The organism is Komarekiella delphini-convector SJRDD-AB1 (assembly GCF_014831675.1).
Classification (GTDB): Bacteria; Cyanobacteriota; Cyanobacteriia; order Cyanobacteriales; family Nostocaceae; genus Komarekiella.
Genome location: NZ_VJXY01000062.1, coordinates 11953 through 35123, shown reverse-complemented (window position 1 = coordinate 35123; position 23171 = coordinate 11953). Strand labels below are relative to the sequence as shown.

The 23171-nt window shown below is 40.8% G+C and carries 20 protein-coding genes and 1 pseudogene; 8 read left to right on the top strand and 13 right to left on the bottom strand.

Features of this window, described 5'->3' with window-relative positions:
* Positions 1-220: 220 nt before the first annotated feature.
* From FNW02_RS32505 to FNW02_RS32470, 8 genes and pseudogenes are all read left to right on the top strand, one after another.
* Positions 221-1135, top strand: a pseudogene (locus FNW02_RS32505) (ATP-binding protein); the annotation flags it as partial.
* Positions 1136-1137: 2 nt separating this feature from the next.
* Positions 1138-1686 carry a DUF192 domain-containing protein gene (locus tag FNW02_RS32500; RefSeq protein ID WP_191761571.1) on the top strand — a complete coding sequence of 183 codons (549 nt, stop codon included), beginning with the start codon at positions 1138-1140 and terminating at the stop codon, positions 1684-1686.
* 114 nt (positions 1687-1800) lie between these two features.
* A complete protein-coding gene (locus tag FNW02_RS32495) occupies positions 1801-2514 on the top strand; it encodes a response regulator transcription factor (protein WP_191761569.1) in 714 nt (237 codons plus the stop codon).
* A gap of 39 nt (positions 2515-2553) precedes the next feature.
* Entirely contained in the window at positions 2554-3117 is a 564-nt protein-coding gene (locus tag FNW02_RS32490; RefSeq protein WP_191761568.1) for a hypothetical protein, read from the top strand.
* Between the two features lie 304 nt (positions 3118-3421).
* Entirely contained in the window at positions 3422-4270 is an 849-nt protein-coding gene (locus tag FNW02_RS32485) for a nucleotide-binding protein (RefSeq protein ID WP_191761566.1), read from the top strand.
* Positions 4254-4997, top strand: a complete 744-nt coding sequence (locus FNW02_RS32480; protein ID WP_191761564.1) for a hypothetical protein — start codon at positions 4254-4256, stop codon at positions 4995-4997. The genes FNW02_RS32485 and FNW02_RS32480 overlap by 17 nt, the downstream gene beginning before the upstream one ends.
* The gene (locus FNW02_RS32475) at positions 4981-5586 is read left to right on the top strand and encodes a DUF6753 family protein (RefSeq protein ID WP_191761563.1); all 606 of its coding nucleotides are present in this window, start codon (positions 4981-4983) and stop codon (positions 5584-5586) included. Before FNW02_RS32480 ends, FNW02_RS32475 begins: the two co-directional genes overlap by 17 nt.
* A 13-nt stretch (positions 5587-5599) precedes the next feature.
* Positions 5600-5833 carry a hypothetical protein gene (locus tag FNW02_RS32470; RefSeq protein ID WP_191761561.1) on the top strand — a complete coding sequence of 78 codons (234 nt, stop codon included), beginning with the start codon at positions 5600-5602 and terminating at the stop codon, positions 5831-5833.
* A 43-nt stretch (positions 5834-5876) separates the two neighbouring features.
* Here the strand turns inward: FNW02_RS32470 and FNW02_RS32465 are convergent, their stop codons facing one another.
* From FNW02_RS32465 to FNW02_RS32405, 13 genes are all read right to left on the bottom strand, one after another.
* On the bottom strand, positions 5877-6896 hold the full coding sequence (locus FNW02_RS32465) for a tRNA-dihydrouridine synthase family protein (protein ID WP_191761559.1): 1020 nt from the start codon (positions 6894-6896) through the stop codon (positions 5877-5879).
* 188 nt (positions 6897-7084) lie between these two features.
* A complete protein-coding gene (locus tag FNW02_RS32460; protein WP_191761554.1) occupies positions 7085-7873 on the bottom strand; it encodes a hypothetical protein in 789 nt (262 codons plus the stop codon).
* A 128-nt stretch (positions 7874-8001) separates the two neighbouring features.
* The gene (locus FNW02_RS32455) at positions 8002-11079 is read right to left on the bottom strand and encodes a DUF3854 domain-containing protein (protein WP_191761552.1); all 3078 of its coding nucleotides are present in this window, start codon (positions 11077-11079) and stop codon (positions 8002-8004) included.
* Positions 11072-11536 carry a hypothetical protein gene (locus tag FNW02_RS32450; protein ID WP_191761551.1) on the bottom strand — a complete coding sequence of 155 codons (465 nt, stop codon included), beginning with the start codon at positions 11534-11536 and terminating at the stop codon, positions 11072-11074. Before FNW02_RS32450 ends, FNW02_RS32455 begins: the two co-directional genes overlap by 8 nt.
* A 9-nt stretch (positions 11537-11545) precedes the next feature.
* A complete protein-coding gene (locus FNW02_RS32445) occupies positions 11546-13261 on the bottom strand; it encodes a type IV secretory system conjugative DNA transfer family protein (RefSeq protein ID WP_191761549.1) in 1716 nt (571 codons plus the stop codon).
* The gene (locus FNW02_RS32440) at positions 13258-14190 is read right to left on the bottom strand and encodes a type IV secretory system conjugative DNA transfer family protein (RefSeq protein ID WP_191761548.1); all 933 of its coding nucleotides are present in this window, start codon (positions 14188-14190) and stop codon (positions 13258-13260) included. Before FNW02_RS32440 ends, FNW02_RS32445 begins: the two co-directional genes overlap by 4 nt.
* Before the next feature lie 42 nt (positions 14191-14232).
* The gene (locus FNW02_RS32435; RefSeq protein ID WP_225226068.1) at positions 14233-15573 is read right to left on the bottom strand and encodes a hypothetical protein; all 1341 of its coding nucleotides are present in this window, start codon (positions 15571-15573) and stop codon (positions 14233-14235) included.
* Positions 15491-16036, bottom strand: a complete 546-nt coding sequence (locus FNW02_RS32430) for a hypothetical protein (RefSeq protein WP_191761547.1) — start codon at positions 16034-16036, stop codon at positions 15491-15493. Before FNW02_RS32430 ends, FNW02_RS32435 begins: the two co-directional genes overlap by 83 nt.
* Entirely contained in the window at positions 16033-17667 is a 1635-nt protein-coding gene (locus FNW02_RS32425) for a TrbI/VirB10 family protein (protein WP_191761546.1), read from the bottom strand. The genes FNW02_RS32430 and FNW02_RS32425 overlap by 4 nt, the downstream gene beginning before the upstream one ends.
* Positions 17657-18478, bottom strand: a complete 822-nt coding sequence (locus FNW02_RS32420; RefSeq protein WP_191761545.1) for a hypothetical protein — start codon at positions 18476-18478, stop codon at positions 17657-17659. The genes FNW02_RS32425 and FNW02_RS32420 overlap by 11 nt, the downstream gene beginning before the upstream one ends.
* A 4-nt stretch (positions 18479-18482) precedes the next feature.
* Positions 18483-19613 carry a hypothetical protein gene (locus FNW02_RS32415; protein ID WP_225226067.1) on the bottom strand — a complete coding sequence of 377 codons (1131 nt, stop codon included), beginning with the start codon at positions 19611-19613 and terminating at the stop codon, positions 18483-18485.
* Positions 19614-19615: 2 nt separating this feature from the next.
* Positions 19616-20344: a hypothetical protein gene (locus FNW02_RS32410; RefSeq protein ID WP_191761544.1), complete on the bottom strand. Its 729-nt coding sequence runs from the start codon at positions 20342-20344 to the stop codon at positions 19616-19618.
* A 3-nt stretch (positions 20345-20347) separates the two neighbouring features.
* Entirely contained in the window at positions 20348-23128 is a 2781-nt protein-coding gene (locus FNW02_RS32405; protein WP_191761543.1) for a helicase HerA domain-containing protein, read from the bottom strand.
* Positions 23129-23171: the final 43 nt, after the last annotated feature.

The window sequence follows — 23171 nt, the reverse complement described above, 5'->3', positions numbered from 1 at the left end:
GGGAAACATCAGATACTGACATTGGTTCAGTAATTGTTTGAGAAAAATTTTTGAGGGATTGAGCTAGGTCTAGTGTTGCAGGTATATTGTTATTACTTTTCAACGTAGGAGACTCCTGGTTGCTTGGCTATCAGCCTAAACATCTTGTCCAGGCATCCTACTTTTTTTTGTGCCTTTCACACTACCCTTCATTACCCAACTTTTTCGCGTTGCACCCCTTAAACGAGTCTACAACATTGAATTTTTCCAACCTTCGGCTCACGCAGTTGGAGGACTAGAACTGATGCAAGGAGTATTTAGGAAATACAAACGTTTGTTAACACCCTTAGCCAAAGCATACAATCTTAAGCTACCAAAAGGGGTGTTATTGGTAGGGCCACCAGGAACAGGAAAATCCCACTCCGCCAAAGCTTGCTCCCAAATCTTGGGATTTCCATTGATTGTTTTGGAATGGAGCAGTTTTCGCAGTTATGGTAATCAGGCAGAATACAAGCTGAAAAAGTTACTGGGCTTGGTAGATCGGATTAATCGTGTACTTTTGTATTTAGACGACTTTGATAAGGGATTTGCCGGAGATGATGATCTGTCCCGACGACTGGCAGGAATGTTATTGACTTGGATGCAAGAGCGGACAAGTGAAGTAATTGTAATAGCTTCAGTTAATAATTTAGACTACTTGCCCCCGGAACTGACTAGAGCCGGACGATTTGATGATATCTTCAAAGTCGATTTGCCAAACAATGGAGAACGCTATGAGATATTCAAAATTCACCTGGGACGTTTTGATCAACGCTTCCTTAATGGAGGAGATGCCTTTACTGAACAAGAATGGCGTCGGCTACTCAAAGAAACACACCGCTGTGTCGGCGCAGAAATTCAAAACATTGTGGAAAGGGCCGCAGCCAGCACTTTCTATGCGATGTTTCCCAGTGATGTACCGCTAACTAATGAGCCGACTGTTTTAGAAATTACACTCTTGTCTCTGCTAGAAGCAAGGCAGAATATCAATCCTTTGGCCATCAGAGAAGCTGACAAAGTTGAGAGAATGCGAAATAAAGCCTCCTTACAGGGATTACCATCTAGCCCTGTTGATGACTCCGTTTACAGCAATGGCAATGTCAATATCTTTAGTTAATTATGTTTCCCCTCTCACTCAAAAGCAATCCTTATGCTTTTGTTTTTAAGGTCATCAAAATCATTGGGCCAGTTTTAGGTCTGTCATTGATTGTAGGAGCGCTTGCTAACGGGTATTTGCAAAACTCTCCTCAACAACTACCTATCAAATATAAGCTGATTCAGGGAGAGCGTACTTTTTACCTAGAGTTAGCCTCACTACCAGAAGAGTTATACAAAGGATTAAAATTTCGGACTTTTTTGCCAAGCAATAAGGGAATGTTATTCGACTTAGGTAGACGGCATACTAATGTAGGCTTTTGGATGTACAAAGTCCAAATCCCCCTTGACATTGTTTATCTAGATGATGGTGTAGTAACAAAGGTGATTAATAATGCATCCCCATGCCCAAAACAACCATGTCCTGTATACTATGCTTCTACTGCAACTCATGTTTTGGAACTCAGGGCAAAACAAGCTAATCAAGTTCATATCCGACCAGGGGTAAAACTGAAATTTTTACCATTGAATCAGCCAGATTCAGATTTTAGAATGATTGATTCTTCACGCTAACTAATCATGCTTTCTTATTATTGACGAATGTATTGTTTCTTCATAAACTACTTGAATTAAGACAAGCGTGTTAACTTAACGTTTAATATATAAAAGTAGCGATGTATTGACATCATGATCCGAATAGTAATTATTGAAGGGCAGGCTCTTTTACGCTTGGGATTGGTCAATGCAATTTCACAATCTCCAATGATGGAGGTTTGTGGAGAGGTAGCTTGTGCGGCAGAGGGCATTGAGTTAGTTGCAAAAACCTTACCCGATATTGTGATTATCAATATTTCTTTACCAGACATGGGTGGTATAGAAGCCACAATTGCGATTAAACAACGCTTTGATTGCAAAGTGGTAATCTTGACAGATCAAGATGATGAAGAAATAGTTGCCCTGGCATTGAGCGCTGGGGCTGACTCGTATTTACTCTCGACTTCTGAACCAGAAATTCTCAGATATGCAATTGTTAAGACAAAAGAAGGCGAATGTTGGATCGATCCAAAACTGTCAAAGAATTTTTTAACCAATAATAACAAAGCCAAAGAGGAGAAAAGCAGAACTCACAAAGGAAAAAACTTTAGAGTTACTTTAACAACCACAGAACTGAGAACACTCAAGTTTATGGCATGTGGTCTTTCAAATGAGCAAATTGCAGAACTGATGAATGTAACAGAAGGTACAGTCAAATCCTACGTTCACTTGGTCAATAAGAAATTACAAGCTTACAACCGTCCTCATGCAGTTATGCGCGGAGTCAAACTTGGATACTTTAATTACAACACCGTGATTTGTGAAGTATTAGGCAATTGTCCGCAAAAAAGATACCAGCCGTCATAACGAGCGACTGTTGAATCAAATTTAAACAAGAGAGTGTAGATGTTGAAAATTAAAAATGCCGTAGCAATGCTTGCTTTGTCGTTGGTTGTAGGGTCATGCCAGGCTAATAGCGTTGATGCACAGACAAATGCAGAATTACGCAGGGTTGAAGGATTAGTCAAAAGCACACCCCCACTTTATAAAGTGTCATGGAAGGTTTGTGGGGTACAAAAAATTGTTTCTATGTCTCGTAACCTCAAAAATCAATGCTTAGAATCAAGTCAGCTAGTTTGGGGCCCAGCCACACAGTATGAAATGGTGCGGAGGCGAGAGTTCACTACAGGGATAGACTTACATTTGTTTGTCAAGTCACGAGGATGTTTGATTAGGGGTGAAGCCGCAGATGAAGGTTATTACTTAATGAAGGATTTTCATGTCGGGCCAGCAAATGAAGAAGCTACCCTTCCTAAACCCACGTCTGACATCAAAATTCAGCAATTGACGACCAAAGAAAAAGCAGTTGCACTGTATAAATTTTTAACTTCCGAACCCGACCCTATGTTAATGGGAATCCGTAGCAGATATGAATGCCAAGCTAAACAAGAGTGGCTTCGCAATCCCTAAACATCCCCGGATTGAAGGGAACAGGGGAACTAAGCCACTCACGGGAGCAACGCGAAAAAGTGAGATCGTCGTGAAATGATCTGAGGGAGCGGGGGAGGCTGGGGAAGCTGAGGGAGCTGAGGGAGCAAGAGAGTTATTGTTAGTTACTTCTTTACTCCCCCAGCGCCCCCAGCACCCCCCGCTCAAGAGCAGCTTGCCTCAACAGATAACTTTGTTAACCGAACCGTATTGCAGCCTCCCCCAGCTTATCCGAACCGTATTGCCCCGAAGGGGATCTGTAAACAAGAAAAAGAAGAAAATAATCATGAACGTAACTACTGAGCAAGAAACAACAGAAGAAATAACTACTGAAGAAGCAATATCAGAAGATACTCAAACCAACAGGAGATTAATTATTGTTACTGGTGATAAAGGTGGTGTAGGTAAAAGTACATTTGCTAGAGCGTTATTACAAACATATCTAGATACTGAGCAAAACTTTGCGGCATTTGACGCTGACACATCAAATCCTCAAATCAAAAGGTTTTACGGCAATGATTGTCAAGTCCTACCTTTTGATATTTTTACTAGAGGAAAAGCTGATGCGTTTCTCGATACTTTAAGAACTTTGATGTCACCACCATTAAAAAAAGAACAAGAAGTGCCAACCCAAGCAAAATCCTTGTTTTTGTTAGAGTTGCCATCACAATCAATTCAGTATTTCCGACTGTTTGAGAAAGAAATGGGCTTTTTTAAAATGCTAAAAAATGATCTCAAATCACAGGCGACAATGGTAGCGGTAATTAACCGCACGAAAGATTCTGTCAATCAACTGCTTCAAATGCATGATTTTTGTAATGGGCAGGTTGATTATATAGTTGTAAAAAACCTGTTTTTCGGGGAATCAGAAGCGTTTGAAAGATATGACAATTCCGCCTTAATAAAAAAGGTGAGGGATGAAGAAGGGGTTAAGTTACCAGAAATATATATGCCAGATTTAATAGCTCATGCCTATGATTACCTCGATGAAAATAACTATTCTTTCGCACAAGGAATAGCACAGAACGAAAAGTTATCAGTTCGAGGGAGGGTTAGCCGATGGATGGAAAATTTTAAGGAATCAATCATTCCAGTCAAAGATTTACTAGGCTTAAAAAATGTCAATCTCTCCTAGACGCTTGATTATGACTGTAGGTGATTCTCGTGTGGGGAAATCTACAGTTATGAGATTGTTAATTGACTTGCTTTGTTCACAAGGAAAGCTGATTAAAATTTATGACCATGATACGCGTTATAAACTAGCGGCTTATTCTCAAATAGTTCCAATTGAAAACATAGACTTTTTTCGAGGCGGAACTGACATCATGCTAGAAGAATTCAAAGGTAATTGTGACGCGATCACCGTTGATATGCCAGGACAGTATTTAGATAAAGTTTGTCAATATATCCACAAAGTGCATCTATTTAAATTGCTAAATGATTGCGGTTGGCGGCTAACTTTATTACATCCAATATCTCATAGACTAGATTGCGTAGAATACTTAGAACAATTACTAGAGTTTGTTGGCTCGGCAGCTGACTATATAGTAGTGAAAAATCAATATTTTGATAAACAGTTTAGCCAGTATCAGCGCTCATCAGTATATGAAAAGCTAGCTACATTCAACGGTACTGAGATTATCTTAAAAGAGTTGAATAAGTATAGTTACGAAACAATAGAGAGCATGGGCTTGCCCTATTCAGCAGTAAGTAAACATCTAGAAATCTATTCGGTATATCGAGCCTATACTTATCGCTGGGCTAAAAGTTTTCACTCTGCTGTGATCAATAATTTCACTGCGAAAAATTACTTGGGATTGAATAAATCTCAACGGTTAGAAGAATATGAATACACTTTCTGAACTAGAGAAACAACGCATTCAGGAGCTTTCATCGGAGATTGGATTTGACCCAGAAGACCCGATGTTTCAAATCATGAGCATACTGGGTAATTTTGAAGAAATGATGACTCAATTCCCTGCTCAAATGGAGGTATTACTGGAAGCAGGTGGATTAATGATTGACCAAAAGTTGCAATCAGCTAGCAAAAGCGCTGAGGTGATGCAACACGCAATCATTACCGCAGCTGTCAAGGATGTATTGAAGCAAGAAATGCAAAGGCTCAAGCCAGGGGTATCTTTGGGAGTTGAAGCGCCGCAAATTGGTAAAATAAAACTAGGCTTTTGGTCTATTTCTGGTATTCTCGGTGGAATGATTGGCATTGGTGCAATGCTTGGTTCTTTTACCACGCAGAATGTAATTGCTAATTATATTAGTGATCCGCTCACTGGCGTAACCGCTAATGACATTAAGCTTTTACAGTGGGCAAAGTCAACTGAGGGCAGAGAAGCTCGGCAGTTAATGATAGACAATAGAACCGACCTTGAAGTTTGCCGCCGGGACGACCGTTTATTCGGTCGTTGCGTGGTTAAAATCAAGAAGTCTAAGTAATTAGGCTTTCATAATGCCCAAACCAAAATTTGTACTGGATCTTGTAGAAAAAATTGTAGAAATCGCTATATTTATTGGCTTAATTATTCTAGCGATTTATAAATTTGATGTAGACGTTATCGAAGCAGGTTTTTATTTGGTATTGGCAGCAATCAGTTCCCCATTATCTAAAGTTAGCCAGACAGCAAAGCGTACTCTATTGATCTGTGGTTTTATGGGTGGAAATTTAATTGGTTATTTTAATTAGAGGTTGATTGCACTGGCAAACTTGAAGTAAATAATTGCCATAGTTACACGCTCAAGGAGGGTGCTAGGGCTAAAGTTTTCGTTCCTTCAGCAAGAAGAACGTGATCGCAGAGGTTAAGCAGTTCTACCTCGGTAGAGGTCTGTCGCATCAGCCGCAGAAAATGACCATTCGTGTCAACGCTTAGGGCAATATAGTTGAGGAACATTTTGAGGTAGCCTACGCGCGCTCGCTCTGGCATAGTTGGCGCTGTGGGGGTTTGCCATAAACGATCAATATAGTTGCGTACCTCTACTAAAGGAACGGGCGTGATTGGCTCAAAGCGCAAAGCTTGCCGAATTTGATTAAAAAGCCAGGGATTCCCGATCGCCCAGCGTCCCACCATCACACCCGCCGCGCCCGTTTGAGAAAGCACTTCTTGGGCTTTTGTCGCCGAGTGGATATTGCCATTAGCAAGCACTGGACAATGAACTCGTTTGACCGCTTGAGCAATCAAATCATATTTCACACAAGAGTGGTACATATCTTTTACCGTACGACCATGCAAAGAGAGCAAATCAATGCTGTGGCGATTGATTATATCTAGAATGGAGTAAAAGTTATCTGTATTTTCAAAGCCTAAACGCATCTTCACGGTCAAAGGTCGATCGTTGACTGTCTGTCGCAGTTCTCCCAAAATCCGATCCACTTTTTCTGGCAAGAGCAGCAATCCACCCCCAACATTTTTGCGATAGATTCTAGGTGCTGGACAGCCCATGTTCAAGTCAACTCCAGCGATATTATAGCCACAAAGTTCCTTTGCTGTTCTTACTAAGTCTGGAATGCTTTCACCAATCATTTGAGCAAAAACGGGGCGACCCGTGTCGTTTTCGGTGATTGCTGCCAGAATACTACGATTGAGCCGTGAGGTATCATTCACACGGAAATACTCGGTGAAGAAGTAGTCAGGACTGCCGTAGTGGGCAATAACCTTCATAAACCAGAGGTTTGTCACATCCTGCATGGGCGCAAGAGCGGTGAGGGGTAGGTATGGATAGAGCGGTTGAGGAAGCGATACCTGGGACATGGAGATGAAGATCGATCAACAAAGCATCACTGTTATATTACTTAAACTCCGAGAGAATGCTCCCGCCACACCGGAACGGTTGGCGGCGAGATGAATCGAGGGCTAAAAACGAAACACCTTTTCGTAAATTTTGGGAAAGCCTTGCTTGATAAGAGTTATAAAATGTGTTTTTCAAGAATTTAACTCAATTAATCGCCAATTTCTGGGCTATTGTTTTTCTGCTGCTGTTTGCGTTGTTGAAGGCGTGATTGCAATTGTCTTTGTTGCTGTTGCTCTGCAAGATCAGTGATCTCTTTAGCTTCTTGTTGTGAAAGATTATCTTGCAAGATGTTAAATTCCTTACTGCCCTCTTTTTCGGCTTTGAAAGCTGGATTCGTTTGTGTGGCTTGTGGATTGCTGCGCTCGACGCTGACAACTTGTTTATTGTCTTGTATTTCAAGTTGGGTTTTATACCCATTGACATCATATCCACGGATTTGATTACCTAGGCTCTTACCCTTGGTAATGATATTGTCCATCACTGTTCTGATAAAAGACTTTTTCGAGTCATCTGGTGAGCGGACTTCTAAAAGTGCTTCACTTTGCCTTTGAGTCTTACCTAAAGATTTTTCTCGTTCTTGGATTCGTTGTTTAAATTGCTCAAGTTGAGATAACACACTTTGCTGTTTCGGCTGAGTATTCTGCGGAGATTCTACTCCAAATTTGTTCAAGTACTGGGAGAGATATTTTGTTTTTAGTTGCTGCCTATATTCTTCAAGAGGCTGACCTTTGGATAATAGCTGCCCTAATTCTAAACTTGCTTGTTGTAACTCTTGAGGAGATTTTTGGAGATGATTCGCGTCAACTGTATTAACTTTTTCTGAAGGCTTGGATTCTTTTAGTATTCGATTAAGTCGGGCAATCATCATATTATCTGAGATGATCCCAGGATTAATCTCTCTGATCTTTTCTAAAGTTGAAAATTTTCTTTCAGGCATAATTATATTTTTGAAGAGGATTAATAATTTAAGAAGAATCCAGAAGTCAGAAGTCAGAATTCAATTGCAGAATTCTGGCGATTTACTCCTGAATTCTGTTTTGAGAAAAGTGAGAAAAGTTTACTAAATTATAACTCGATATCACGAGATTTACGCTGACTATTTGATTGAGGCTTAGGGGAAGAAGATTGTAAAGGAGACAAAGAACCAAGGGCTATTCTGAGTTCAGTTGGATTAGAATTAATAGGTGGCAAGCCATCGCCACTATCTAAACTATTAGCCATCTCAATAAAAATGGACTTTTCTTGAGGAGAAATCTTCCAAGCTTTAATAGTACCAGGATCATTTTCGCTGTGATAATTATCAATCCTCACTATTGGGTCGTTTCTGCTCTTATCCTGAGTACCAGAGCGGTAAACTAGCAATGAGGTCTTATTCGATTGAGAGAGTTCTACAAAAGTATAGGCTTGACTGTGATAAACTCTGCTGCCATCATTTTGTCTTGCTCCATACTGGTTTATTAGCTCTTTAATGGTGCGACCCATATATCCACGTTTCGGAGTATCTTCTGTTTCTGTTACCTGAGTTTTCGTCTTTCTATATGACGTGTTTTTTGGTGCAGAATTACTATGAACTGTAGTATTGTCAGTATAGTTATTTGTAGGTTCTCTTGAAATATAAGTACTAGATTGTTGTTGCCCAGAGTCCGAATATTCTAACTGGACTCTTTTAGCAATTAATCTGAGATTATTCATATCCTCTTCATTAACTTTCATGATCTGAATTTCATTAGTATTCGTGTCAATCTGGACAGCAACTCTTTCTAGTTCGTGATTATCTTTTTTAATTAATTTAATAGATGAATGACCTGTCTGCTGATTAACCTCAGATTTAATTCTGTACTCTCCCACTTGTAAATGTTTGCTACTTGCTGTTTCCATAATCGTAGTCAGCAGTTGTGAGAGTTCCGATTTTTGAAGATTATTAATAACTTTCTGAGTTCCCAAAGGAGCAAGAGAGCCAAGATTCTGCTTCAGTGTTATAGCATCTTCATAAAATGATGGTAGTTCACTAACCTGATTCAGGTTATTAGCAACATTCAAAAATTCTTCTCGCTCTACAGAAAGCATATTAAAAGGAGGCTTAATAATTTTAACTTGCTCTTTTTTATCAATTTCAAACTGCATTAAGGGAAAACTAAAGTAACTTTCTTTCTCATCTACCGCACGATGAATACTGATTTTATCCCCAGATTTTCTAATACTGAATACTTCACTCCTATAAACAAAACTGCCATCATCCTCCTTGCCTCCATATTGGTCAATCAGTTTTTTAGCAGTCAGAGCAATCTGTTTATTCTCTTTTTGCAGCAAAAAACTTCTAGGAAGATTTTGAGCATAGTTTGGCACTTGTCGCTGCCCAGCCCAGTATTTTTGAAAATTAACCTGAGTGTGATCATTCTTATGATTAGAAGCTTCTAAATCAGCGGCAACTATTTGAGACTCAACAAAGTCTTTTGATAGTGGTAAATTCTCTTGTAACTTCTGTGTTAATGTGTCAATCTCAGCAGAGTTTAACTCAGCCGGGTTAGACGTAACAGTGCCATCAGAGAGTTTCTCGTAAAGGTTGATTTCTCTACCGTCTTTAAGGGTGATTATGAATCTTAAATCAGGTGGTGGATTTTGCTGTTGCCATTGCTGCAAGGGTAAGACTTCACTCATTACTTTTTGGTAAGTCTCAACCCCATGAGCCACAATTAGATCGTCAATCCCTTTTTCTGGGCCTGGTAATGAAACTACGCTGACTTTGACTTCGGCAGCTTCGAGCAACTTTCCCGTTTGTGCAATTGCTGCAAATACACTCCGTTTTGTCTTGGACTTGGTTTCGTAATCAAAACAAATTTTAAGATCACGTCCTGGTGTAGCGAATACGGCAAACTCTTCACGTAAATGCGGCGTAATAGGATTTTTTTGCTGATCATAAGAGCGATAGCCAGCGTTTATCCCTGGCAGCCCAATCGCTGCATCACCTTGAGAAAGAATAGCCGCAGTCTTTTTAGCTCCTTCAGTAATAGTAATCGGGATATTATGTTTCCATACACAGTACCAAAAACCGGATTGGCGATCGCTCTGGTTCGGATTAACCCCGGCTTTAGAGTAGACTTTATTAGCGATTTCATCCGGCACTTCCAGTAAGAAAATGCTTAGTTCGGTTTTTGGTGGATGTTCGTACTTAATTTTTTTGAGTTTTGGGAGTTTATCTGGGGTTTCTGGAGTAGAAGATTTGTTGTTCCAAGTCCAAGAGAATTTCTGTTTTTTATTATCTATTTGATATCTCGGTTCATCGGGTTTATAACAACCCCAAAGTTTTTGAAGGGGTTGCTGTCCCGGTGACAAATTAGCGAACGAACGCGGATCAACGCCAGCCTCACACCACCATCCGCCTTTCTCAATGTGGCTATATCGTTTCAAATCCCCATCTCTAAGCCGTCCATCATTGCGGCGAGGAACATCGTTACTATAAAATAAGTGTTCCCAAGCCTGATGCTGCCATCCGTTTTGATGTAAGCTTTTGAAGTTAGCAGAGGCTATAAGCGGATCAATTGCACTGTCCTCCACCAGTTCTTTCCAATGTTTTAGGTCGATGTGCTCAGGATTCCAGTCAGATGAAGACGTTTGTACTTTAGCAGTCGATGTTTCTGCTGATGATTGTGACTGTGCATTTGTAACTGTTTGTTCTTGCTGTTGTGTCTCTGTGTTTGTGGATGGTGACGATGATGATTGAGACTGCACAGTATTAAGTACTTCAGAAACAGTGGCATTCGTGACTGTTTCTTCTTGAGGTTCTTGTGCAGTAACATTGGTGGATTCTTCTGATGCTGCTGAAGAGTTTGCAGTAGTTGATAAATCAGAATTTACTAAATTTTCCTTGCCAATTTCTGCCTCTGGTTCATCCTCTTCTTCGTACCAGTCATGATCCTCATAATCAATCTTCTCCCAAGAATATCCCCCCGATTCATTGGGCTTCATGACGTAAGTATCATCACCAATTTCAATGTGCGCCCATTTGTCCCACTCGTGCTGCAATCGCTCTACTGATGCTTCAATTACCGGAACAAGCGCATTTAAAATCTTGAGAGTTCTCTGATAATCCTCTGTGTCAAATATTGTAGGATTGAGCGAATTCAAAGAGCGTTCATCAAACATAGAATTTCGACTCGGCAATGTTGATAATATCTTTGTACGCTTTATACAAAATTTCGTACTGTATCCATTGTGCGCCTAAGCATTTCAAATCAATGATTTGAGTATTAGAAATGACACGATTAAAGATAATATCAAACTCTACATAATTGCGCCTGGCTGCTAGAAAAACTATATATTGCAAATCATGCCAACCAATACCTTGAATATATTTCTGGATGATTTGCTCATAACATTTTTCATCGATAATTACTTTCAGACGCCAGAAAACAACTTTGACGTGTATACCCACTTTTTTTAGTAAGGGTCTGAGGCTCGACTGTTTAGAGAAAGTTTTGACAATCCCAGTTGTACTTGCCAGAATATTTACCATGTTTCCTAGCAGTCTTTTTCGAGTTTTATCTAATTGATAAATGGATTGAAAATCAGCGATCGCAAATTCCTTGATTCTAGCTCTCACCTCCTCCTCCTAAAGAATTGATTTTAAACTATCAACAGGTAACGCTTGCACCCCAGCTTCTACAGGGTCTTGGGGAATTGGTAATTTCCGGTCTACTTGTTGAATCCTGATGTCTAAATCCCGTTGTGTAGGAGGTTGTTGAGTACTACGTCGGGCTAGAGTGTTAACTAGTTTCCCCCAGGTCTGTTGGTTGTATTCGTCAATGTCCTTCACGGATTGAGGAATTTTAATATTTTTCAGTAGTGGAATTGACCCCTCTTTTTTATTAGCATAAGCTGGGTTGATAAATACACACTTCCCGGCTGGCAGCTTCAAGAATTGGGCAGACTCAAACAGTTTCCTAGTTTTTTCTTGTTCACTAGTAGTGGTACTAGGTTTTCCACCGCCAGTCGAACGACTCTTCTGTTTGTACTTGATTTCTTCATCACCCAGAAAACTGGAGAATAACTGTGCAGATTCATTCTCTCCAGGGTTAAACACGAACTTAGTACCACAAGCCCCTAAAATAGTTTTAGCTACTTCCTTGCCGTAATTCTTTTCAAGTTGCCCCATGTTCTGCCAGCCGAGGATGCCACAGAAACCCTCACTTCGGGACTCGTTGAGCCATCTGAATAAATCAGGTAGATATATCGAGGGTAATTCATCAAGTGCAACTATTAACGGGTCTTTCCTTTTTTTAGCGATGTTCCGTGCTACAGTCATGTGCAAGATGCTGGTCATTAGTGGAGAAACTGCATCCCGACGCTCTCTGTCCAGGCCAAAGATAATCATCTGCTTACCTTTGATTTCTAAAGGCAGCGTTGTCTTACCGACAAAACAGCCGAGTGTGTTCTTCGCCATAAAGCGAGTGAACATCAACGATGCTGTAGCAGTAATCCCCGCGACTGTCTTTTCAGAGTTGGCCGAACTGAATAATTGACCAAAGGCAATCCGAATCCACGGATTAAAACTAGCAGCCATTAATCTATCAACCATTCGCTCACTTGAAAGTATGGCAGCGGCGGTCATGATGTCTGCATACTCACCGAACTCTTTGGTTAGCATCAAAACTGCTTGGGTTAGCTGGTCGCCTGACGGCCCGAAGAATCCATCTTCATTGGAATTATTCAGAATGCGGAAGTTTTTATTGATCACCGTCGCCAATTGCCGCGCTGTTTCCGCATCTCCTGAATCTCTCAGAAAGTCTAAGGGATTGCAGACTTCTGACTCTGGAAAACCCGGAGCAAAAATGTGGACATCATAACCCATCTTCTTTGCATAGGCTGCAATTTTGGCTTGCGACGCATACTTGAAATCATAGAGTAATATCGGGTATCCTTGAGCGATCGCATCATAAATCATTGGGTTGATCGCACTAAAAGTCTTGCCACTTCCTGGTGCGCCAATTGCAGCGGTTCCCCTTTGTACATCAGGAACATAGAAGCTTTCACCAATACGCAAAGTAGCACTATCACATTTGGGAGATTTAATTTGTCTGAGCGCCTTTTTCTTCGCTGTGTCTATTTCTTTTTTGCCTCCCCAATAGCCAGTTGCGAGTTTCTTTTTAGCGCCATCACCCAAGACTACCTTCATTAACAAGTAGACTCCTAACATCCCCAGAAGTGCTAACCCGTTAGGAGTAAACAGGTGATGAGTGTATTGCCCAATATCATCTTTAGGATTTTGCAACTGGTCAAAGCGAAATGATTGATTGATTGTGTTTGGAGTTGTTAAATTGTTACTCATAATTGAATTGGAAATCTCCGTTCTACATATGAAGCTCTTAATTCCAGGTCAAATTGTGTAGTCAATATTGTCGGAGTTTTAGGAGCATGACTTATGACGAACTTCTTCCAATTTTCTTGACAACAATCATCAATTAATTTCGGCGCAATATGTTGAATGAAGTCCCAAGCACAACCTACAATACATCTAGAACTAGTCAATAACGCAGGTACATAAGCAAAAGAGAAATCACCTAATACTACTACCGGAGAGTCTAAGGACTGTTTAGAAACATAGGACGTTATGAGCATCTGTAAAATGCCAAACATCAAAGGAGCAAGAGAAGTATAACGATTGCTATCCAAACCCAAAACAATCATCTGCTTACCCCTAATTTTTAGAGGCAGCGTTGTTTTACCTAGAAAATAGCCGAGAGTATCTTGTCTGACCAAAGAGGTAAAAATCGAGAGCGTAGAAGTCAGTATTCCTGCTACAGTCTTTTCACTACTGGCAGAACTAAATAACTGGCTAAAGGCAATCCGAATCCAAGGATTTAAGTTACTTGCTATCAGCCGGCTGACTATTTGTTTACTCTTTATAAGTGTGGTTGAGGTCATGATGTCTGCATACTCTCCAAACTCCTTTGTTAACATCAAAACCGCTTGGGTGAGTTGGTCGCCGGATGGCCCAAAGAACCCATCTTCATTGGAATTATTTAGAATGTGGAAGTTTTTATTGATTACCGTCGCCAATTGACGCGCTGTTTGGGCATCTGCCGAATCTCTCAGAAAATCTAAAGGATTGCACACTTCTGATTCAGAAAAACCGGGAGCAAAAATCTGAATGTCATAGTCTAAGCTATGAGCATAAGCCCCAATTTGAGAGAGAGACGGATAATTAAAATCACAGAGGATAATTGGTAATCCTTCATCAATTGCTGAGTAGAACATAAAATTTAAAAGTGAAGACGTCTAGCAGATGAAGCTAAATTATTAGGGGACAGTAGAAGGACTTCCAAAGATAATTGGGTCTTGTTCACGGTAAGTAATGAATGGTACAGGGCCAATGAAGTAAGGCGTACAAGTACGACCCACAAAAGGAATAGTTTTGCAGAACCGAAAAAACATTGCAGTAGACATGGCTCCTGTTGGTTCGTCTATATCCCATACCACTTGCTTGAAAGCAGGCCCAAAGGGATGACGACCCGTTGGTTCTTTACCATCATTAACCGCTTTCAAGATGCCGAAACCGCCTTCTACCTCTTGTACTTTGCCAGAGATCCATTGCGCTCCAGTAGTTCTGCCTAGCCCGGACATCTCAGCGTGAGCGCAGTTATTTTGATAGCATGGGACGTTAAAGCCTTCTTGATAACTACCAGAGATACTGCGAATACGGTTAGCTTCGATATCTCGCAGGACTAAATCGACTTTGCCAATAAATGAAAGGTCGGGATTTGGTAAGGAAGGAAACTCGCTCCAAGGCAAGTCTCTTAACCCCGGAACAAGTCCAATCACAGTATCTTGCCATCTATCAAATTTATCAATCGAGGCCGACTCAATTCCAGGAATAGATGTAAGTTGATACTTTGATAAATCAATTGCACTTCCCAACTCAACCTCATTTAGCTTAGGATTGTTGAGGGAATTACCAATTGTGCCACGAGGAGAAACACCAGCTCTTATATAAGTGTCGTGGATTGCTTTAATGCTGGCTGGTGATTTATTTGTGAGTGTAGGGATAGCCTTGACTAAAGTGGGGATAGTTTGTGTTTTAATTACACCAAAATCAGACAGTTTCAAGCTGTTTAAATCTATGTCCAGTAATTCTGATATTTTTGATAAGTTAAGTTTTTCAATTGAGAACTGGGCATCTTCAAAGTCCCCAAGTTCCATGAAGTCTGCAATACTTTGTCCAGCACTCCAAATTCTGGTTTCTTCCCCTCGGTCAGTGGGGTAACTAACACTGCCGCCTTCGCCCATAATCATGTCGCTAAATTTCAGGCGTGACCAATCAGGAACAAAACCGCTGCCGGAATCGACCACCGGGACTTGATCTGAGGCACTAGGCATAAGATAAGCGATGGCGTTCCGCCCACCGGAGGCGATCGCCTGATTCAGGATTCCATACTTCCAAAAAGCATGAAGGAAAAGAACGATGACTAAACCAAAGAATATAAAATAACGTAGCCTATCATCTCTTTGTTTTCTTAACTGCTGTTTCGTGGACTTGGGACAAACAACTTGAGCCTGTTTACTTAAGAGGTAGCCTAACATTAGATAGTGCCCGTGGTCGTCTGGGGTTGAGTTTGACTGGTGTTCTCTCAATTGAGTCATAGGAAATATCACCCTCTATTGCTATTTGGCTGTACTCAGGTTTTCCAGCAGCAGCAGTTACTTGGAAGTGGTAAGCTTTACGTCTACCGTCTGTTGCTTGGGTAATGATCGTCAGATGTGTCGATTTTGCTTGGGGTAAGCCAGGGATATTAACTTTTTGGATGCGTCGTAAGTGAATCAGTCCCGCACCAGGGCTTTGGCAGTTAGGATTAATTCCCTCTAAACAACCATCAGTGTCAATTAGGATTTGGGAGGGGTCGTCAATCCACACTCGTTTAACAATCTCCGAAACTTCGTAAAATGAAATGCTTACCCCATTGCCATTCCAAACTTTGATTGTTTGTACAATCGCAGTACTACCACTAGCTTGCGATTGTTTAACAGTGCGGACTACAGGTGAGGCGACCGCTCTTAATGGCATCAAGCAAATTCCGGCGAAAGCAAATATAATTAACTTTTTCACGGTAGCTCCAAAGTGCGATTCACCATAAACGTGATTTTCGTTCCCTTGGGGATGTACCAGATGTTGGGACGAGAAAGGATTTCTTGGGTAGAAGTTTGGCTACGTTGCTCAATAATCTCACCAAGTTTGCCAAAAGCCCCTTGCAAGAATGCCCCGCCAATATTACGTCGAGTGTTTGAAGTCACGTTAGTACTGAAAGTCCCAGCAGCAGAGTTAATAACGCTACTGCTAGAATCCGATTGATTGATAATTTCGCCTACTTTGCCCACACCACTCACCAAGCCAACAGTTAAGTCCTGTCCAGCCAGTTCTCCACCTTTGTCCTTAAAAGGTTTGGCGACTAATGGATTCCCTCCTTCCCCCAATAGGGAGATCGCATCCTTAGCAATTGGGTATTCTGTGTTGTCTTTGATAATTGAAGTAACTTGTGCTTTAGCATAACTAGCACCATCTACAGAAATTACGGAAACTGCAACGAGTGTTCCTCTTGAAATTGCCACATCCCCATAGTTGTCATACAAATCTTGAGTCAGCTTTGCTAAGTAGCGGGAGGAGTTAGAATCTGACTGTCTAATTGATGAATTTTGTTCTGTTGACTGTTCTTTGACTAAAGGTGTCATCAATACGCCATCAGCAAATTGTCCTACTACTAAATAGCGATTTGTTGTGATTGAATTGTTGGCTGAAGCATTATCAGTAGCAGCAATTAACTCAGCAGACTTTTGTATCTTTGACCAACGAGGGCGAATTTTTTCAATGCCGTAACCTGGTATCTCAATGCCATCATTTGGTGTTTCAATACTATTTGAGCCGGGAAATAAAGGTTCTTTAATCTCACTGCCAGCAGATATTTTCTGAGATTTAACTGGTTGTCTGTAACCAGAGCCAATCTGATTTTTTGAGAGTGTATCGTTGTTTAAATCAGTAACATTACTAGCATAATTTATTTTCCCGAAGGAGCCTAAGCTTCGGAGTCGATTCAGTTCACTAATTGGATCTGCTGCTGGTTTTACTGTGGCTATTGGCTGAGGTCTAGTAACAGAATAATTGCGTGGAGAAGCAGCAATTGCTCTAGGTGGCGGTGAATAATTCCTTTGTACATAGCGCGGGGGTGGTGGAGGAGATGAGGCAACTGCCACACTTTGGCGGGAAACAGGAACTTCAGGAGAAGGTAGAGCAGGCTTTTCTGTTTTTTGAACCTGAGACTTATTCTTTTGGCTATCAATTTTATCTAATTCTTGGGCTTGCTTAGCAAGGGCTAACTGAGCATAAACATCACCATCATTTTCTGATAATGCTTGCTCAGTTGGTTGATTAACAGTTTTAGCTTCTTCTTTTTTAGCTTGATTACCTCCATTAATAATACTGTTGAACAGCATGAAGAACACCAGGAAACCACCCCCTAAGGGAATACCAACCATTCCTAGTCTTGACCAAGGGGAGGTAACAACTGTATGCTTAGTTGTTGGTTCAGTATCATCTTTATCATCTTCAACGAGGTCAGAAGTCAGAGGGAAGACGTTCGAGTGATGATCCTCTGCTTCTCGATTCTCTTCATCATCTAACCTTAGTATTTCATCTACGGTTGACAGATTATTTTCATCTGAAAAATGTAGATTATTAGTTGTCATAATTATTTTTCCTTTCGCCCAGTTTTAAATCAACAACTTGTGTAATCTCTAATCCAGGGGCGCGAATTGTATAGATTTTCTTGGCTAAGTCTGTAATATCTTTAGGGGGAGTTTGAGGAGTGGTAATTGATTCCACTGTCACAGTTTTGTTGAAGGAAATTCCGCTTCCAGAATTTTCTCTTTTTTGAAAGGTAACAAGGGTGGCCACCAAATCAATCTCCCATTGACCAGATTTTATCTTGCGTGGCTCTGAGATAAATCTGGGGATCAGCGATACTTGCATGTCACCAGTAAAAACATCTGTCTTGGTCATCGTCGCTAGTTTCTGTAAAAAAGCAGCGCGGAAGTTCTGCTTTTCGGAAAGTGCAAAAGCCGCTTCGTAAGCTTTAGTTGTCACCCGATAGAGTCTATTTAGTTTTCCACCACTTACCTCCACACCTGGATCTGGCTTGGTAATTGATTCTCCTTTTTCATTGAATGTTTGTATCAAGCCATCCCAGCTAAACATTCTAATGAATGAGTCGGACACAAATTTTTTAATTACCTCACTAGATCGCTCTGTTGGATCTACAGCAATTGCACTAATTGTTTCTCCTGATGATAGTTGCACCAACGAGGGCATTTGATTTTTGACTAAAGAGCGAGTCGCGCCATAATTTAAAATCTGTAACAACAAAGATATTAACGCCATCGAAAAAGCTGCGGTACAAAGCAAGCCCACTCCTGTCGGCACAGATACGCCCTTGCTTAAAAGTTTTAGGCGTTCTTTTTCCCCTTTTCCCCTGACCCTTTCCCCATATTTTAAAGACATCCATTCAAGCTCCTCGACGAATTACTTTAGCTAGCGCACCCCCTCCATACGAGACAACTGTCACAGCCACATCTTTGGCAACACTAATCGCTTGGTCTGCGGCTTTGTTGAGTTGCGTCAGTAGTGCTAATCCACCTCCAGCGGCTAATCCGGTTGCTAATGCTGGGGCAATAATTCCAATCACGAATAAGAAGAATAACGGCTGATCTGACCGAGAATTAGCCATTAATTCGGCTGCAAATCCCGTAATCACATTGAACGAAAGCTTGGCCATTCCCACAGAGAAATATCCAGCTAACCAGGTAAAGATTGATTTCGACCCATAAGGAAGTAATGAGCCACCCACTGCCAAAGGCCCTAAAAGTGCAGTCAGCAGCATCGTTAGCTCTATACCCCATTGATATGCTCCTCCTAATGCCACCAATATATTCGTAATAGTCCCTGCCACTACTGAACCGACATAAGCACTGAATGGCGAAAGTAATACTTGTACAGGGTTAGCTCCACTTTGGATTGCATCGATTGGAGCATTAATTATCCGATCTATGCGATCTATTAACCAGGCAAAGGGGCCGTTAGAGCCAACAAAGTAGCGGGGATATTCATTCATCAACCTCTGCTTAGCTTCAGTCAGGCAATCAATTGCCTCTTGTGGTGCTAAAGAAGAAGTTCGGCACATTTCCATTTCTCGACCAATGGCACTACGAACTGCTTCTACACCTAATGCTTTTTGGTAAGCTGCTCTTAAATCAACCCCAGCCGCAGTACGTATTAGCACATAGCTATTTGTATTGTTAATCATATCTCGCATTGCCATTGTGCTTTGCCCTAGCAATTGCCCATTTTGAAATAATAATGCTGCTACTGTTAGCGGCCAGATTAAATCTGTAATCGCCCGTGTTTCTTCAAAATTGAGCATTTGTTTCGTCCACTCAATTATAAAGAATACGAGTGTTGAAACCGCAAATAAAGTGCCAACTGTACACAAGGAACCATACAATTGCCCGTTTAAAAGCTCTATCCATAATTCGTTAAAGCCTTGAGAAATCGCATCGGCATTTTCCGCAGTTCTTGTAACTAAATCACCACCAGCAAATACACCTTGAGCTATTATTTTAGGGAAGAATAATCGCATAGTTATTTTTCTATATAAGCCGGATCTAAATTGGACATCACAATTAATTCTTGAGTTAGCGAGGCTAGCCCCATCGTCCGCAGATTCTCTCTTTCACGGTCAGAAGCAATATTGTCTGCAATTTGAGAAAGCATTAAATTTCCTTGGGCTGTATCTAAACGCGCTGTTTCAGCATCAGTACCAACTTGTGCCAACATTGAAATAGTTAAGGCATTTTGAGCCGCGATCGCCTTAAGAATATTCTGAGAGGCATCCATTGCTTGTGCTTGGTCGCCCAACCCCTTAACATCTTGCGCTATCTGCATAGTTGTTGCTAATTTCCTGGCTGTATTTGATTGTCCTTCCTTACTCATCACCGCAGACACAGAAGACTTTGTTAACTGCCTTTCTAGCTCCTGCCCCGTCGCTTTTGCTTCTGGCAATGAACGGCTAGCCCGAAGTCGCTCTTTTAAATCTTCACTACTAGCAATCGGATCTACCGCACCCATCGATCCGATTGCGCTATCTATAGCTGCTTGGGCATCTGTTCTAATACCGCTCCAAGCCTGATCAATTTGGGTTTGGGCTTTTTGTTCTAACTCTCTGATTGAGTCTTGGGCATCACTAATGATTGTTTGAAAAAAATTCCCAATATTTAACGAGAGTGCCAAACTCGGTGTTGATGCTAAAACTCCTAATAGAGCAATCAAGGAAGCCACCCAGATTTTTTGATTAACTTTTATAACTTTCATACTTCACCCGATTTTTGTTAATTTAATTGTTAAAAGCAACTCTTTTGCGGAATCAGATAATTCTTCACCTCGAATCATCCTGATATAATCCTCGCTAAATCTAAATAAACCTAAGATAGGGTTATGTTTATATTTGTTGAGGAAAAGACTTCGCAACTCTTGTTCGTGAGGATTGTTAGCGACTGCTGCCAATAAACAGTACGCTGGATAATATCGACAAAATGTTAGCTTGCCATTATCGTCTAATAGCCAGTTAGAATATACTCCTGATTTCCGGGGGTAAAATGATTCTGTACTATTGCGAGAAATGATTTCATACGCATATTTAAATCTCGCCACGAATGGGTCGATTGCACTTGATTGAATTCTCCCTACTAATCGTGTAGTAATGTTAGCAAAGATTTTAGCAGCAGCTTTTGATTGATAAATACTTTCCGGTTCTTGAGCAGATAAAATTACCCGAATCCCAGCTTTAGCACCGTTAGCACATAGCCTCCCAATTAGTTCTGCTATCGATTCAAAAGCAAACAGAATTGGTGCTTCATCTAGAAAGAAAATACTCGCCTTTGATGAAAGCGCCCGTCTGAGTCCTGCTGCATAAGCTGATAGTGCTAGAATTGCCGCGTCTGATTCACTCGATAGATTTCTGAGTGCAAATACTAATAATTTAGCATCTGTCCTGAAACTCGATGGCTTTGATATTGATTGACCGACTCTAGTGTTCAACCAAAAATTCAAGCGCAGCCTGATTTGGTCGAGAGCTTGCAATACATCATTGCTATTATTAGCAATTGAATCTAGCTTGATATACCCTGGTGAACAATACTTACAAAAATCATTCAGCGTCGGTGTATCATCCCACTCACTAGTTCCTACTTGAGAATTCAAAGCGGCTCTGTATCTGAGCTTAATTTCATCATCCGCAAAGAAAGATTCTAGAGCTAAGGTAACAAGTGATTCAATATTAGACAGCATACTAGCACTGACTCCCAGAGCATTAGTACCAACAATCATGGTCATCAATACTGATTTCAAAAATTCCTTGAAATCATTCATTCTTTCTTTGATTGTGTCTGCATCTAAATTGCGGAGATCTGGCAACTCAAATAAGTTGTTTGATTCTTTGGAAATATCGAAGTATGCACCATCTTCTCCCAATAAATTTGTGTAATCTGTAAAAGTGGACGTCCCATCTGGTTTAGGATAATCCAGCGCTACAACAGGTATCCCTTGTGCTAAAGCCGGAGTTAAAATCCCTGCCACCAGTACTGACTTCCCGGAACGAGTTGCACCGAAAATAGCAATGTGTTTGTGCTGGTTATACAAATCCAGATGTATCGGTGTGCCTCCTTCTTCTGCAATCAACTCAAAGCCTGTGCTATCACCTGTTGCTGTGCGAATTAAAGGCATTAATCCTGGGGCTTCCGAACTAAAATAAGGTAATCTCCGGTTGAATGGTTTAGTTAGTAATCCTTCCCAGATGAATGGACAACACTGCAACCAAATTTTCCACGCAATTTCTGTTTCTCGGTCAACTGCTGCCGGACTCTGAAAACATGACCCTAGATATTTAATCGCTTCATCTAATGAACGAGTGTTATCTCGGTGGACTAAAAATACTAATGCCGTATTCACCACACTAGCACCTTTGTAGATTGTCTTTTGTGCTTCTACTGCCTCCTCTATATTCAATCCGGCTTTCACATCTATATTCCCTGCTCCATTAGAAGCTGTCGTAGTAGTAATTGATTGTTTTGTTAATCTCTGTAAGTTTGTCTTAGCGAAGATTTGATTGGCTTTAGTGATTTGACAAAATATCTCGGTATCTGAAACTTTACCCCGCGCTATCACTGACCAAAGATATCGCAGTTGAGCATACTCATCAATCCATCCCCCCGGCTTTGAGGAGAAATTGAGTACACCAATATATTTATCTTGGATTTTTACCCATTTCCTATCAAATAATGGAATTGATTTTTCTGTACCCAAAACATGATGCCGAATGTGAAAATCACTTGTCTGTTTCTCTGTTAGCCCTGAAGAGTCAAGCTTTAATGGGTTTGGTAGTTGGGCGACTGATGAAGTATTAAACTGCAACCATAACACTGACCAGATTTCAGCAGCAGAAAGCGCTTTGACTGATAATCCCATTTTATTACTGACGACTTGCTCCCAACTGCCAAAGCCTTCAACAAACGAATTCCGTAAAATGCTCTCTATTCTATTTTGTTCAATCGCGTGAATCTCACCTGTAAATTTATACCAAATACTCTGTAACTTCTTTAGCCCTGTTTCTACGATATCTTGGCTTTTCTCTTCACCGGAAAATACTGTATATGTACACCACAAACGCAGAAACTTATTCTTGCGCTCACCTGATAAAGTTAATTCCTTTGCCCGAACTCTCTCACTCCGCAGCAAAAGTTTTATTTGCTCTAAATTACAGCCATTCTCCAAACTTTTTAGCTCTTTTTGTCTGGGGGCATCATCAGTAAAGGAGCCTAAATGGATTGTTAATGATTCCTGCTCTGGTATTTCTTTAAGTCCAGATTCTATACTGTCAAATATCGGCAGAATTTGTTCCGCTTCTAAATGTGGATGAATCCCAATACAGTCAAAGCAAAACTTAACTTGAATATCTGAATTCTTTTTTAAGATTAAGGCTCCTATCCCCCGGCGATTCCCTAAATCTATTTCACATATTCCTGCCAGATGAATTATGTCTTCAAACGGCGTTAACGTTATTGACTTTTTTCCGATTTTGTTAAAGCTGGTTTTTGACATAATTCTTTAGTATCTCTCTACTGCTTCATCATTAAATGGTTTA